We start from the raw sequence: 14,037 nt of genomic DNA on the forward strand, positions 1-14,037 counted from the left end.
AGGCTAGTGGGGCGGGTGGGCTCCCGTCCGGCCGGTGGTGGGTCCCACGGGACCGGACGGGAGCCGCGGCCTCAGGCCCGGTAGGCCGTCCACATCTGGTCCATCCGGCTGTCCTGGCCGGCGCTGAACGTGGTGTAGCAGCTGTCGTAGCTGTAGTCCATGTAGTTGCGGACCGGGTCGAGGCCGGGCGCCGGGCAGGAGTCGCGGCCGGTGGGGCACCCCGTGGAGGGCGAGGCCTGGGCCGGGGTGTCGCTCACGGAGTCGCCCGGGTCGGCGCAGCCGCCCTGGAAGGTGTGGTAGAGCCCGAGCCAGTGGCCGGCCTCGTGGGTGGCGGTCTCACCGAGGTTGTAGTTGGTGGCCGGACCGCCCGGCAGCGAGGAGTACTGCACCCGGATGCCGTCGATCCTGGGCTGCTTGCTGTAGTCCCACGGGAAGGTGGCGATCCCGAGGTAGTCGAACTCGACGAGCCAGATGTTGAGCGCGTTCTTGCCACCCTGGCGGGTCTTGGCGCGGTACTGGGAGCTCTGCTTGTCCTGGTGCCAGGAGTTGTTCACGATGCGGTCGGTGCCGGCGAGCCGGAAGGCGACGCCGGTGTCGAGCCCGGCGCCGTTGACGTCGGCCCCGCCGTAGGTCTGGTTGAGCACGGCGACCTGCTGGGTGATCTGCGCGTCGCTGACGTTGCCGGCGTTGTTGTTGCCGACCATCACGTGGACGTAGACCGGGATGCTGGCGATGCTGTTGCCCGCCGCCGCCGTGGTGCGGTCGGCCCGCTTGTCCTGCACGATCTTCCGGGTCCGGGCGTCGATGGCCCGCTGCTCGGTCCTGCTCACCTCGCGGGTGTCCGCCTTGGAGCCGGCCTGGCCCGGACGGACCCGCGCCGAGGCGCCTGCCTCGTCGGCGTGCCCGGCATGGTCGGCGTCGGTGTGCTCGACGCAGTCGGCGGCCTTCGTGGCCCCCGACGCGGAGGCCACGGGGGCGGCGGCCGTGGAGGCCGCCCCGGTGGTGAGGGTGGTGGCGAGCGCGGCCGCGAAGGCGGCGCGCAGGAGCGTGCGAGTCATGGGTCTTCCTTCCCGAGAGGACCTCGACCGTAAGCCGCGGCGTACGACGGGCACCAGCCCCCGAGACCGGATCGTTGCCCACCGCAACCGCGGCAGACCCGCACGCTAGCCGCGCACGACCTCCACGAGGTGCGCCACGGCCTCGCCGACGGGCACCTCGGTGCGCTCGCCGGTGCGACGGTCCTTGACCTCGACGTTGCCCTCGACCAGGCCGCGACCGACGGTGACGATGGTGGGCACCCCGATCAGCTCGGCGTCCTTGAACTTCACGCCGGGGCTGACCTTGGGCCGGTCGTCGTAGATCACCTCGACGCCCTGGGCCGAGAGACCCTCGGCGAGCGTGGCGGCGGCCTCGAAGACGGCGGCGTCCTTGCCGGTGGCCACGACGTGCACGTCGGCCGGGGCGACCTCGCGCGGCCAGACCAGGCCGAGCTCGTCGTGGTTGTCCTCGGCGATCACGGGGACGGCGCGGGAGACGCCGATGCCGTAGGAGCCCATCGTGACCGTGACGAGCTTGCCGTTCTCGTCGAGCACCTTGAGGTCGAGCGCCTCGGCGTACTTGCGGCCGAGCTGGAAGATGTGGCCCATCTCGATGCCGCGGGCGGTCTCGAGGACACCGTCGTCGCAGTTCGGGCAGGGGTCGCCGTCGCGCACCTCGGCCGCCTCGATCGTGCCGTCGCCGGTGAAGTCGCGGCCGGCCACCAGGTCGACCACGTGGCTGCCGGGCACGTCGGCGCCGGTGACCCAGCGGGTGCCCTCGCCGACCCGGGGGTCGAGCAGGTAGCGGATGCCCGAGGCGTGGTCCGCGCCGAGCGCTCCGGGGCCGATGTACCCCTTCACCAGCGCCGGGTGGCGGGCGAGCTCGGCCTCGTCCATCGGCGCGACCTCGGTCGGCTCGAGCATCCCCTCGAGGCGCTTCTGGTCGACCTCGCGGTCACCGGGCACGCCGATGGCCAGCGGCTCGCGGGTGCCGTCGGCGTGCTTGAGCACCACCAGGACGTTCTTGAGGGTGTCGCCGGCGTGCCAGGGACGGTCCTCGCGGGGGAAGGCCTCGTTGAGGTGGTCGACCAGCGTGGCGATGGTCGGGGTGTCGGGCGTCTGCTCGGCGTGGGCGGCGGGCGCGTCGTCGTACGGCACGGGGGCGGGCGGGCGCACCTGGACGGCCTCGACGTTGGCGGCGTAGTCGCAGGTGGTGCAGCGGACGTAGGTGTCCTCCCCCACCTCGCTGCTCGCGAGGAACTCCTCCGAGCGCGACCCGCCCATCGCCCCGCTGGTGGCCCTGACGACGACGTAGTCGAAGCCGAGCCGGTCGAAGGTCTTCACGTACGCCGCCCGGTGCGCCGCGTAGGACGCCTCGAGGCCGGCGTCGGTGACGTCGAAGGAGTAGCTGTCCTTCATCACGAACTCGCGACCGCGCATCAGCCCGGCCCGGGGACGCGCCTCGTCGCGGTACTTGGTCTGGATCTGGTAGAGCCAGACCGGCAGGTCCTTGTAGGAGGAGTAGAGGTCCTTCACCACGAGGGTGAACATCTCCTCGTGGGTCGGCCCGAGCAGGTAGTCGCCGCCCTTGCGGTCCTGGAGCCGGAAGATGTTGGGGCCGTACTCCGTCCACCGGTTGGTCGCCTCGTAGGGCTCGCGCGGCAGCAGCGCGGGGAACTGCAGCTCCTGGGCGCCCATCGCGTCCATCTCCTCGCGCACGATCGCCTCGACCTTGCGGAAGACCCGCAGGCCGAGCGGCAGCCAGGTGTAGATGCCGGGGGCGGCGCGGCGGATGTAGCCGGCGCGGACGAGCAGCCGGTGGCTGGGCACCTCGGCGTCGACGGGGTCCTCGCGCAGGGTGCGGACGAACAGCGAGGACATGCGGAGGACGTGGGGTGTTGTCACCGGCACAGGCTAGCGACCGGGACGGGTCCTAGGCTGGGCGAGGTGGGACACCGGGAACGGCAAGCGGAGCAGGCGGGACTGCCGCCGACCCACGACGACGGTCGCCACCGCCGACGTCCCCTGGCGCGCCCCAGACCGCACGCCGGAGGGCGTCCCGGGCTCGCCCGGAAGCCGGGGTGGGGGCTCGCCGCCGGCGCCGCCTGCCTCCTGCTGGTCGCGCTGGTCGGCGTCGTGCCGGTCTGGCAGTGGCTGGTGGCGTACGCCGGGCCGGAGCCCGTCACCGCCTGGTCGCTGCTCGCGCGGCTGGTGGTCCTGGCGGCCACCGGCACCCTGCTCGTGACCTGGGTGCGGGCGCGGCTCAGCGGGTCCGACGACCCGCACGGGCGGCCCTGAGCGCGACCCGCAGCGGTGGCAGCTGGAGCGGCAGCCGGGCCCACGTGGCCGCCTTCACGGCCGTGCTGTCGCTGTGACGGGCGTCGCCGGCCATCTTCAGGTTGGCGGGGTAGACCGCGAGCAGCAGCGCCGCGCTCGCCCAGCCGGCGGCGGGGCGCGTGCGCGGGTGGAGCAGCCCCGCGGCGCACACCAGCTCGGCGACCCCGCTGGCGTACACGAGGCCGCGACGGGCGGGCAGCACCCGGGGCACCATCGGCTCGAAGGTCTGCGGGCGGACCAGGTGCACCACGCCCGAGGACGCGAACGCCGCGGCCAGGCCGAGCACCCCGAGGTCGGGACGACCGGGCTCGCGGCGGTGGGTCGGGCCGGTCAGCAGCGGGCCGAGGTGGGTCACGTCGCGCTCCTCGGGTCAGAACATGATGGTGGAGAAGGTGTCGGTCTGCTCGAACCCGGCCCGGGCGTAGGCCGCCCGCGCGGCGGTGTTGTGGGCGTTGACGTAGAGCGAGACCGCCGGGGCGATCTCGCGCAGGCAGGTGGCCACGACGGTCGCCATGCCGGCGGCCGCCAGCCCCTGTCCGCGCAGCTCGGGGTCGACGTACACGCCCTGGATCTGGCAGGCGCTCGGGCTGGCGCACGCCACCTCGGCCTTGAACAGCACCCGGCCGTCCTCGATGCGGGAGAACGACCAGCCGCGGCCGACGAGCTGGTTCACGCGGGCGCGGTAGAGGTCGCGGCCGCCGTCGACCTCGGGCGAGACCCCGACCTCCTCGGTGTACATCGCCACGCAGGCGGGGTAGAGCACCGCCGCCTCCTCGCGCGTCGTACGCCGGACCTGCTGGTCGCACGCGATGTCGGCCGCCCGGGTCGTGACGAGGTGGGGCTGGTCCCAGCGCAGCTCGCGCGGGCGGGGCCAGCTGTCCTCCAGCCCGGCCCAGAGCACCTCGACGGCGTCGCGCGGCCCCACGATGGTGGAGCTGCGGGGGCTGTTGCGGGTGGCCCGCTCGGCGAACGCCTCGCACGCCGCGGCACTCGCGGCGACGGGGACCAGGTTGGCGCCGACGTGGCACAGCGAGACGAGCTCGTCACCCTCGTGGTAGCCCCACATCTCGCCGCCCAGCCAGCGCGGGTCGAGCTGGGTGATGCGGGTGCGGTAGTCGGCGAAGACGTTGGCCACCGGGTCCCGGGCCACCACGGCGAGCGCGGCCGTCACGTCGGAGGGGCCCAGCACGCGCACGCTCTGGCTCGTCCGGACCACGCGGGGAGCCTACGGCAACGGGGGTCGCCGGGTTCGGGAGTCAGCAGACCCGCGCGAGGTCTACGGTGTGGCCATGTCTCACCCCTGGGCTCACCCCCGCCACCGGCTGCCGGTCCCCCTGCTGGCGCTGGCCCTGATGGGCGGTGTGCTCGCCGGGTGCGGCGGCGGCAGCGACGGCGACGGCGGCGACGGCGGCAGGGCCGAGCCGGCCGCCGAGAAGGTGGACCCGCAGGACGCGGCGTGCCGCACGCAGTGGCGCGAGCTGGCCGACGAGGTCGGCGACCGGTCGCAGGACGAGCACCCCTCCGCGATCGCCGGCCGGTGGACCAGCGTGTCCGCGACCCTCGACTACTACGCCGTCAGCGCCTCGGCCTCGGACTGCGAGAAGACGCTGGACACCCAGCGCGCCCAGGTCACCGCCCTGGAGGAGCTCAGCAGCTCGCTGCGCCGCTACGACGTGCTCTACCAGCACGACCGGCTGGCCGAGGACGCCGCGGCGTACACCCCGCCGAAGGCACGCAAGGGCACGCAGAAGCCCCCGAGCCGCGCCGCGGTCCGGTCCGCCCTGACGACGCTGCAGAAGCAGGCCCCACGGGCCGAGAAGGACCAGCTCGCCGGCTGGCAGCAGGCCACCGCGATCGACCCCACGGTGAAGAAGTCGGTGGCGAAGACCAAGAAGGACCTGGCCTTCCTGTCGCAGGAGAGCGCCGCCTGGCGCAAGGCGCGCACCGCGCAGCGCACGATCGAGCGCGGCCTGCGCGTCGCCGGCTGACCCCGCACGTCCCTCACCGCCGTCCTGCGATGCTTCGGCCGTGACCGACCGCGCCACCCACCCCGACCACCACCGGGCGGACGGCTGGCGCCCGCTGCTCTCCCGGCTGCTCCCCTGGGTGGGCCTCGCGGCCGCGGTGGGCGTCGTGGTGTGGGCGTTCTGGTGGCCGGGCCACAGCGGTGAGCAGGTCTACCCGCGGGCCCCGCGCAACGCCTCCGACCGGGAGGTGCCGCCGCTGCACGGGCTCTGGGAGCCGAAGTGGTGGGGCCCCGGCACGGCTCCCGCGGTGCTGCTGGCCCTGCTCGCCTGGAGGTACGCCGCCCGGGTCGCCGACCGGCTTTCCTGGCGCACGCTGCTGCTGACGTCGTACGCCGTGGGGCTGGGGTGGCTGTGCTCGCTCGCCCTCGTCGACGGCAGCGAGGGCCTGACCCGGCAGCTGGGCAACCCCTACGAGTACCTCGTCACCGCCCGCGAGGTCACCGACGTCCCGGCGCTGCTCGACACCTGGCAGAGCCGCATGCCGCTCTACTCCGACGGCGCGTTCCCGACCCACGTCGCGGGGCACCCGCCCGCGGCGCTGCTGTTCTTCGTCGGCCTGGTCCGCGTCGGGCTCGGCGGCGACCTGGCCGCGAGCGTCGTGGTGGTGCTGGTCGCGGCCAGCACCGCGCCCGCCGTGATGGTCGCGCTGCGGGCGCTGGACGCGGAGGGCACCGCGCGCCGTGCCGCGCCGTTCCTGGTGCTGGCCCCCACCGCGGTGTTCGCGGCGGTCTCCGGCGACGCGGTCTTCGCCGCCCTCGGCGCCTGGGGCATCGCCTGCCTCGCGCTCGGTGCCACGGCCGCCCGCCGCGGTCCCGCGCTCGCCTGGTCGGCGCTCGCGGGGCTGCTCCTCGGGACCGTGGTGATGATGTCCTACGGGCTCCCGCTGCTCGGCGTCGTCGCGGTGGCCGTGCTGCTCGCCGCACGGTCGTGGCTGCCGCTGCCGGTCGCGGCGGCGAGCGCGCTCGTGGTCGTGCTCGGCTTCGCCGCGGCGGGCTGGGCGTGGTGGGACTACTACCCCGTGCTGGTCGACCGCTACGAGGAGGGCATCGCCAAGGACCGGCCCGAGGACTACTGGCGCTGGGCCAACCTGGCACTGCTGTTCCTCAGCGCCGGGCCGCTCGTCGGGGCCGGGGTCGCCCACCTGCTCGCCACCACCCGCGAGGGGCTGCGCCGCCACCGGGCGCCGCTGCTGCTCGCCGCCGCCGGGGTCCTGATGGTCGCCGCCGCCGACGCGTCGGGGATGAGCAAGGCCGAGGTCGAGCGGATCTGGCTGCCCTTCATGCCCTGGCTGCTCGTCTCCTGCGCGCTGCTGCCCGAGCGGTGGCGACGCTGGGGCCTGGCGCTGCAGCTGCTGACCGCCCTGGTCGTGCAGCACCTCTTCTACACGGTGTGGTGACGGGCACCGGTTTCCCAGGTGATGAACCCGAACTGCCTCCTCACACACGTCGCACCGTGTGCGAGGACCCGGTTTCCCTTCATCACCTGGGAAACCGGACCGACGACGGCCGCGCCCACCGACGTACGCCGGCCTGCCGGACCTAGCTGACGCTCACCTGGGCCGACGCGCCCTCCTCGGCCTCCATGGTCTCGGCGATGCGCATCGCCTCCTCGATGAGGGTCTCCACGATCTGGCTCTCGGGCACGGTCTTGATGACCTCGCCCTTGACGAAGATCTGGCCCTTGCCGTTGCCCGAGGCCACCCCGAGGTCGGCCTCCCGGGCCTCGCCGGGACCGTTGACCACGCAGCCCATGACGGCCACGCGCAGCGGGACCTCCATGCCCTCGAGGCCGGAGGTGACCTCCTCGGCCAGCTTGTAGACGTCGACCTGGGCGCGGCCGCACGACGGGCAGGAGACGATCTCGAGCTTGCGGGGGCGCAGGTTGAGCGACTGCAGGATCTGGATGCCGACCTTGACCTCCTCGACCGGCGGGGCCGAGAGCGAGACGCGGATGGTGTCGCCGATGCCCTGCGAGAGCAGCGCGCCGAACGCGGTGGCCGACTTGATGGTGCCCTGGAACGCCGGGCCCGCCTCGGTCACACCGAGGTGCAGCGGCCAGTCGCCGGCCTCGGCGAGCAGCTCGTAGGCGCGGACCATCACCACGGGGTCGTTGTGCTTGACCGAGATCTTGAAGTCGTGGAAGTCGTGCTCCTCGAACAACGAGGCCTCCCACACCGCCGACTCGACCAGCGCCTCGGGCGTGGCCTTGCCGTACTTGTCCATGATCCGCTTGTCGAGCGAGCCCGCGTTGACGCCGATCCGGATCGAGGTGCCGTGGTCCTTGGCGGTCCGCGCGATCTCCTTCACCTGGTCGTCGAACTTGCGGATGTTGCCCGGGTTGACGCGTACGGCGGCGCAGCCGGCCTCGATGGCGGCGTAGACGTACTTGGGCTGGAAGTGGATGTCGGCGATCACCGGGATCTGCGACTTGGTGGCGATCGCCGGCAGCGCGTCGGCGTCGTCCTGGGAGGGGCAGGCCACGCGGACGATGTCGCAGCCCGACGCCGTCAGCTCGGCGATCTGCTGCAGCGTCGCGTTGATGTCGGAGGTCAGCGTCGTGGTCATCGACTGCACCGAGACCGGGTGGTCGCTGCCGACGCCGACCTTGCCCACCTGGATCTGGCGGGTGGGGCGACGCGGGGCCAGCACGGGCGGCGGGGCCGCCGGCATGCCGAGGGACACAGAAGTCATGGCCCCAGTCTAGGAGCGGGTCACGAGAGGGTGATCGGGGCCAGCACGTCGGCGACCACCAGCACGAGGCTGACCACCAGGATCACCGAGGCCATCACGTAGGTGACGGGCAGCAGCTTGGCCGCGTCGACCCCTCCCGGATCCGGCCGGCGGCGCAGCCGCGCGAACGCCCGCCGGACCGTCTCGTAGAGCGTGGTGGCCATCTGGCCGCCGTCGAAGGGCGGCAGCGGCACCAGGTTGACCAGGCCGAGGAACAGGTTGAGCCCGGCCAGGAGCGTGATGATCGCGAAGAACCGGTCGAGCGCGGGCACCCGGTCCTCCGAGGCCAGCTCCCCCGCGACCCGGCCGGCGCCCACGACGCTCATCGGGCCGTTGGGGTCGCGCTCCTCCAGACCGAGCGCGGCCTGGCCGGCGTCCCAGACCCGCGCCGGGAGGGTGCCGATGGTCCTCAGCGTCTGCCAGGTCCCGTCGGCCATCACCGAGACGACGTAGCCGAGGTCCTGGCGCTCCCGCTCCTGGGTGGGCACCACGCCCAGGAACCCGACCTCGGAGACCTCGGTCGGCTTCTCGGCGTCCGTGACCTGGGTGGTGACCGTGGTGGTGGGTCGCAGCGTGACCTCGCGACCGTCGCGCTCGACCACGACGGCGGCGGTCCGCTCGCCGTTGCCACGGATCGCCTGCTGGGTCTGGCGCCAGGTGCGCACCGGCTCGCCGTTGATCGAGACGAACCGGTCACCGGGCCGGAACCCGGCCTCCCGGGCGGGCGAGGCGGGGTCCTCGGCCGTGCAGTCGCGCTGCGGCTGGTCGGCCGTCACCGCGGTCACCGCGATCACGCACTCCGAGACCCGGGAGACCGTCGTGGTGGCCTGGTAGACGCCGTAGCCCATGAAGGTGATCGCGAACAGCACGAACGCGAGCACCAGGTTGATGGCCACGCCCGAGCCCAGGATGACCAGCCGCTGCCACCACGGCTTGTCGTAGAACAGGCGGCCGTGGTCGGCTGCGTCGACGTGCTCGTACTCCGCGTCCCGGGCGTCGCTGGCGAGCTGGGCGAACATCCCGGTGGGCCGGCTGCGGACCATCGTCGCCGTGGCGCCCTCGTCGGCGTTGGGCGGGACCATCCCGACGAGCTTGCAGTAGCCGCCGAGCGGGATCGCCTTGAGGCCGTACTCGGTCTCGCCGCGCTGCCGCGACCACAGCGTGCGGCCGAAGCCGATCATGAACTGCGTGACCTTGACGTGGAACAGCTTGCCCGGGATGAGGTGCCCGGCCTCGTGCAGGGCCACCGAGCCCAGCAGCCCGACCACGAAGACGAGGACGCCGAGGACGAACAGGAGCACGGTCATGCAGGGGCGTCCTTCAGCAGGCTCTGGGTGTGGTCGCGGGCCCAGCGGTCGGCGGCGAGCACGTCGTCGACGGTGAGCCGGGCCGCTGGCTGCTGCGAGGGTACGTCGTGCGCGGTCAGCGCCCGCAGCGTGAGGGCGACCGTGTCGACGATGTCGACGAACCGCAGCCGGCCCCGCCGGAACGCCTCCACGCACACCTCGTTGGCGGCGTTGTAGACCGCCGGGGCGGTGCCACCGCGGGTGCCGGCCTCGCGGGCCAGCCGCACCGCGGGGAAGGCCTCGTCGTCGAGCGGGGAGAACTCCCACGTCTGCGCGGTCGTCCAGTCCACGGCCGGCGCCGTGCCGGGCACCCGGTCGGGCCAGGCCAGGCCGAGGGCGATCGGGATCAGCATGGTCGGCGGGCTCGCCTGGGCCAGGGTCGAGCCGTCGGTGAACTCCACCATCGAGTGCACGACGCTCGTGGGGTGCACCACCACCTCGATGTCCTCGAACGGGATGCCGAAGAGCAGGTGCGCCTCGATCACCTCCAGGCCCTTGTTGACCAGGGTCGCGGAGTTGATGGTCACGACCGGGCCCATCGCCCAGGTGGGGTGGTCCAGCGCCTGCTCGGGGGTCACCTCGGCGAGCTCGTCGCGGGTCCGGCCGCGGAACGGTCCCCCGCTGGCGGTGAGGACGAGGCGGCGCACCTCCGCGGCGCCGCCGCCCCGCAGGCACTGCGCCAACGCGCTGTGCTCGCTGTCGACCGGCACGATCTGGCCCGGCGCCGCGAGGTCGGTCACGACCGGACCGCCGATGATCAGCGACTCCTTGTTGGCCAGCGCCAGCACGTTGCCGGCCTCGAGCGCGGCCACGGTGGGCCGGAGCCCGACGGCGCCGGTGATGCCGTTGAGGACCACGTCGCACCCCAGCCCGGCCGCCTCGACCGAGGCGTCCTCCCCCAGCCCGTGGAAGGCCGGGGCGAGCTCGGCGACCTGCTGCTCGAACAGCTCTTCCTGCGACCCCCCGGCGGTCAGCCCCACCACCCGGAACCGGTCGGGGTGGGCCCGGACCACGTCGAGGGCCTGGGTGCCGATCGAGCCGGTGGACCCGAGGATGACGACGTCACGGCGCTTGCTCACCGCCCCATGGTGGCAGCCGACGCCGGCGGGTGCCTCACGCACCGCTGGCTACGCTGGAGAGTCCAGCCCCGCTCCACCACCGCGGCCCCAGACGCGACGGAGCACCGCACCACCCTGCACCGCCGGCCGGCCCGGCCCGCCCGGGACGGCGCTCCGTCGTCTGCGGCTCCCGACAGGAGCGAGCGACCCCGTGTCCCACCCGTACGCCGCCTCAGCGACGGCGGCGCCAGCGTGCCTTCCCGTCGGCGCGGCGCAGCCGGCCCACCGGCGTCCAGCCGCCCCGCAACCCCTCGCGCCCGGTGTCGGCCGCGAAGACGTTGCCGGGGCCGTCGTCGGTGCTCGGGCCGCGCAGGGCGACCCGGTCGACCAGCGGGCCCGAGATGCGGTCGTAGACGAACGGCAGGTAGCGGAAGCCGAGCACGGCGAGCTTGTTGACCGGCCCGGCGTCCGCGGCCCGGCGCGGCCGGTCGAGCATCGCCAGGCACTTCGTGGCCACCGCCTCGGGCGTGATCACCGGCGGGGGCGCCGACCCGCGGCTCCCGGCGTACGACGCGGCCTGGTGGTAGATCGGGGTGTCGATGGCCCCGGGCTTGACCAGGCAGACGTGGATGCCGCGCTCGTGACGGGTCTCGGCCTGCATCGCCCGCACCAGGCCGAGCTGGCCCCACTTGGCGGCGCTGTAGACGCCCATCGAGGGGACCGCGATCTCGGCCAGCAACGAGCTGACCACCACCAGCGTGCCGCCGCCCTGGCGGCGGAAGACCGGCAGCACCTGCCGGGCCAGGTGGTGGGTGCCCATCACGGCCGTGTCGACCACCCGCTGCACCACCTCGGTCGGCACCTCCTCGACGTCGCCGTAGGCCATCACCTGGGCCGTCGTCACCACCGCGTCCAGCCGGCCGTGGCGCTCGAGCACCTCGGCCACCGCCCGCTCCACGGCCACGCCGTCGACCACGTCGGCGGCGATGCCGAGCGCCGGGCCCGGCAGCCCCGCAGCGACCTCGGCCACCCGGCCGGCGTCGCGGGCCACCACGGCGACGACGTCGCCGCGGGCGCTCGCGGCACGGGCCACGGCCAGTCCGATCCCCGACGTCCCGCCCACGACCATCAGCACGCACCCCGGACCCGCCACACCCTCGTCAGTCGTCACCCCTCGCACCCTACGGACAGGTAGATCACCCATGACCTCACGCACCGTCCTCGTCACCGGCGCCTCCAGCGGCATCGGCCGCGCCACCGCCGTCCAGGCCGCGGAGGCCGGCGACCACGTCGCCCTCCTCGCGCGGCGCAAGGAGAAGCTGGAGGAGGTCGCCGAGGAGTGCGCGGCCGCCGGCGCCTCCGGCACCACCGTCGTCGCGGCCGACGTCGCCGACGACACCGCCGTGGCCGACGCCGTCGCCGAGGTGGTCCGCACGACCGGTCGGCTCGACGCGGTGCTGCACTGCGCCGGCGTCGTCAGCTACGGCCGGACCGAGGACACCACGCCGGAGGACTTCGACTCGGTGGTCTCGACCAACCTGCTGGGGGCCGCCAACGTCGCGCGCCACGTCGTACCCGTCCTCCGGGAGCAGGGCGAGGGCACCCTCGTCCTCGTCGGCTCGCTGCTGGGCCACATCAACGTGCCCGAGATGACGCCGTACGTCGTGAGCAAGTGGGGCGTCCGTGCGCTGGCGCGCCAGCTGCACATCGAGAACCTCGACACCCCGGGCGTCCGCATCGTCCACGTCGCCCCCGGCAGCGTCGACACCCCGATCTACGGCAGCGCGCTCGACGCCGCCGGCGGCGTCAACACCCCGCCCCCGCCGACCATCTCCCCCGAACGCGCCGCCCGCGCCGTGCTGCGCCACGCCCACGGACGTCGTACGCCGACCCGCTCGGTGCAGACGGCCTGGAGCAACTACGCCATGCTGCTCGCCTTCAACCTCGCCCCGGCGATCTGGGACCGCACCGTCGGCCCCGCCTTCGAGCTGGTCTCCCGCCGCCGCGGCTCCTGACGCAGCGGAGCGACCTCAGAGCTTGACGGCGACGTACTTGGTCTCGAGGTACTCCGCGATCCCCTCATTGCCGCCCTCGCGGCCGAGACCCGACTGCTTGACGCCGCCGAAGGGGGCGCCGGCGTTGGAGACCAGGCCCTGGTTGAGGCCGATCATGCCGGTCTCCAGCGCCTCGCTGACCCGCAGCGCGCGGGAGAGGTCGCGGGTGAAGAGGTAGGCCACGAGGCCGAACTCGGTGTCGTTGGCCGCCGCGACCGCCTCCTCCTCGGTCGTGAAGGTGGCGATCGGTGCGACGGGCCCGAAGATCTCCTCCTTGAGCAGCCGCGCGTCCGTGGGTACGCCGGTCAGCACGGTCGGCTCGAAGAAGTAGCCCGCCCCGTCGCGGATCCCGCCGCCGGTCACGGCCGTGGCGCCCTTGGAGACGGCGTCGTCGACGAGCTCGGCGACCTTGCCGCGCTGGTCGGCGTCGATGAGCGGACCGACGTCGGTGCCCTCGTCGGCGCCGTGGCCGAGCGTGAGCGCCTGCATCTTCGCGGTCAGCCTCGCGGCGAACTCCTCGGCGACGGACTCCTGCACGTGGAACCGGTTGGCCGAGGTGCAGGCCTCCCCCATGTTGCGCATCTTGGCCACCATCGCCTGCTCGACGGCGGCGTCGAGGTCGGCGTCCTCGAAGACCACGAAGGGCGCGTTGCCGCCGAGCTCCATCGAGGTCTTCAGCACCTGCTCGGAGGCCTGCGCGATGAGGGTGCGGCCGACCTCGGTCGAGCCGGTGAAGCTGAGCTTGCGCAGCCGCGGGTCGGCGATCAGCGGCTTGGCCAGCTCGCTGGAAGAGGAGGTCGGCACCACGTTGAGCACGCCCGGGGGCAGTCCGGCGTCCTCGAGCAGCCTGGCCAGCGCCAGCATGGACAGCGGCGTCTGCTCCGCGGGCTTGACGACCATGGTGCAGCCCGCGGCGATGGCCGGGGCGATCTTGCGGGTGCCCATCGCGGCCGGGAAGTTCCACGGCGTGATGAACAGGCACGGGCCGACCGGCTGCTTCATCACCAGCACCCGGCTCTGCCCGTTGCCGGCCTGCTTGAAGTAGCCGTCGATGCGCAGCGCCTCGCCGGTGAACCAGCGGAAGAACTCCGCGGCGTAGGCGATCTCGCCCCGGGACTCCGCCAGCGACTTGCCCATCTCGAGCGTCATCAGCAGCGCCAGGTCGTCGCTGCGCTCCTGCATCAGCGTGAAGGCGCGGTGCAGGACCTCCGAGCGCTCGTTGGGCGGGGTCGCCGCCCAGTCGCGCTGCGCCGCGACGGCGGCGTCGAGGGCGGCCGCCCCGTCGGCGACGCTCGCGTCGGCCACCTCGCAGAGCGTCTCGCCGGTGGCGGGGTCCTCGACCGGCATCGTCGCGCCGCCCTCGGCGTCACGCCAGGCGCCCGCCACGTAGAGCTGTCGCGGGGCGGCGTCCAGGACGCGTCGGGCGTCGGGGTGGGTGCTCATGCGGGG

Annotated in this window: 13 protein-coding genes; 4 read left to right on the plus strand and 9 right to left on the minus strand. The window is 73.7% G+C overall.

Going from position 1 to position 14,037, the window contains the following annotated elements:
- Positions 1 to 71 precede the first annotated feature (71 nt).
- Together EDD33_RS14740 and EDD33_RS14745 are read right to left on the minus strand one after the other, a co-directional pair.
- Positions 72 to 1,058: a zinc metalloprotease gene (locus EDD33_RS14740; RefSeq protein ID WP_123391722.1), complete on the minus strand. Its 987-nt coding sequence runs from the start codon at positions 1,056 to 1,058 to the stop codon at positions 72 to 74.
- A gap of 105 nt (positions 1,059 to 1,163) precedes the next feature.
- Positions 1,164 to 2,918, minus strand: a complete 1,755-nt coding sequence (locus EDD33_RS14745; protein WP_123391724.1) for a proline--tRNA ligase — start codon at positions 2,916 to 2,918, stop codon at positions 1,164 to 1,166.
- A gap of 66 nt (positions 2,919 to 2,984) precedes the next feature.
- Between EDD33_RS14745 and EDD33_RS14750 the strand changes: the two genes are divergently transcribed.
- Positions 2,985 to 3,335 (plus strand): hypothetical protein, encoded by a 351-nt coding sequence (locus EDD33_RS14750; protein ID WP_123391725.1) that lies wholly within the window; start codon positions 2,985 to 2,987, stop codon positions 3,333 to 3,335.
- On the opposite strand, the gene EDD33_RS14755 is transcribed toward EDD33_RS14750, so the two are convergent.
- Together EDD33_RS14755 and EDD33_RS14760 are read right to left on the minus strand one after the other, a co-directional pair.
- A complete protein-coding gene (locus tag EDD33_RS14755; RefSeq protein WP_246003532.1) occupies positions 3,301 to 3,729 on the minus strand; it encodes a DoxX family protein in 429 nt (142 codons plus the stop codon). The two genes, EDD33_RS14750 and EDD33_RS14755, sit on opposite strands and share 35 nt — an antisense overlap.
- A 15-nt stretch (positions 3,730 to 3,744) precedes the next feature.
- The gene (locus EDD33_RS14760) at positions 3,745 to 4,590 is read right to left on the minus strand and encodes a GNAT family N-acetyltransferase (RefSeq protein ID WP_123391726.1); all 846 of its coding nucleotides are present in this window, start codon (positions 4,588 to 4,590) and stop codon (positions 3,745 to 3,747) included.
- Between the two features lie 73 nt (positions 4,591 to 4,663).
- Here EDD33_RS14760 and EDD33_RS14765 point away from each other — a divergent pair, with 73 nt between their 5' ends.
- Together EDD33_RS14765 and EDD33_RS14770 are read left to right on the plus strand one after the other, a co-directional pair.
- The gene (locus EDD33_RS14765) at positions 4,664 to 5,362 is read left to right on the plus strand and encodes a hypothetical protein (protein ID WP_148077106.1); all 699 of its coding nucleotides are present in this window, start codon (positions 4,664 to 4,666) and stop codon (positions 5,360 to 5,362) included.
- Between the two features lie 40 nt (positions 5,363 to 5,402).
- Complete coding sequence (locus EDD33_RS14770) at positions 5,403 to 6,797, plus strand: hypothetical protein (protein ID WP_246003533.1); 1,395 nt, start codon at positions 5,403 to 5,405, stop codon at positions 6,795 to 6,797.
- A gap of 142 nt (positions 6,798 to 6,939) precedes the next feature.
- On the opposite strand, the gene ispG is transcribed toward EDD33_RS14770, so the two are convergent.
- The 4 genes from ispG to EDD33_RS14790 form a co-directional block, all read right to left on the minus strand.
- On the minus strand, positions 6,940 to 8,091 hold the full coding sequence (ispG, locus tag EDD33_RS14775; RefSeq protein ID WP_123391728.1) for a flavodoxin-dependent (E)-4-hydroxy-3-methylbut-2-enyl-diphosphate synthase: 1,152 nt from the start codon (positions 8,089 to 8,091) through the stop codon (positions 6,940 to 6,942).
- Positions 8,092 to 8,111: 20 nt separating this feature from the next.
- Entirely contained in the window at positions 8,112 to 9,437 is a 1,326-nt protein-coding gene (locus EDD33_RS14780; RefSeq protein WP_123391729.1) for a M50 family metallopeptidase, read from the minus strand.
- The gene (locus EDD33_RS14785; RefSeq protein ID WP_123391731.1) at positions 9,434 to 10,555 is read right to left on the minus strand and encodes a 1-deoxy-D-xylulose-5-phosphate reductoisomerase; all 1,122 of its coding nucleotides are present in this window, start codon (positions 10,553 to 10,555) and stop codon (positions 9,434 to 9,436) included. Before EDD33_RS14785 ends, EDD33_RS14780 begins: the two co-directional genes overlap by 4 nt.
- Positions 10,556 to 10,766: 211 nt before the next feature.
- Positions 10,767 to 11,705: an SDR family NAD(P)-dependent oxidoreductase gene (locus EDD33_RS14790; RefSeq protein WP_170169840.1), complete on the minus strand. Its 939-nt coding sequence runs from the start codon at positions 11,703 to 11,705 to the stop codon at positions 10,767 to 10,769.
- Positions 11,706 to 11,736: 31 nt separating this feature from the next.
- Between EDD33_RS14790 and EDD33_RS14795 the strand changes: the two genes are divergently transcribed.
- The gene (locus EDD33_RS14795) at positions 11,737 to 12,549 is read left to right on the plus strand and encodes an SDR family NAD(P)-dependent oxidoreductase (protein ID WP_123391733.1); all 813 of its coding nucleotides are present in this window, start codon (positions 11,737 to 11,739) and stop codon (positions 12,547 to 12,549) included.
- 15 nt (positions 12,550 to 12,564) lie between these two features.
- On the opposite strand, the gene EDD33_RS14800 is transcribed toward EDD33_RS14795, so the two are convergent.
- The gene (locus EDD33_RS14800) at positions 12,565 to 14,031 is read right to left on the minus strand and encodes an NAD-dependent succinate-semialdehyde dehydrogenase (RefSeq protein WP_123391734.1); all 1,467 of its coding nucleotides are present in this window, start codon (positions 14,029 to 14,031) and stop codon (positions 12,565 to 12,567) included.
- Between the last annotated feature and the right edge of the window lie 6 nt (positions 14,032 to 14,037).

Origin of the sequence: Nocardioides aurantiacus (assembly GCF_003752505.1) — a bacterium.
Classification (GTDB): Bacteria; Actinomycetota; Actinomycetes; order Propionibacteriales; family Nocardioidaceae; genus Marmoricola; species Marmoricola aurantiacus.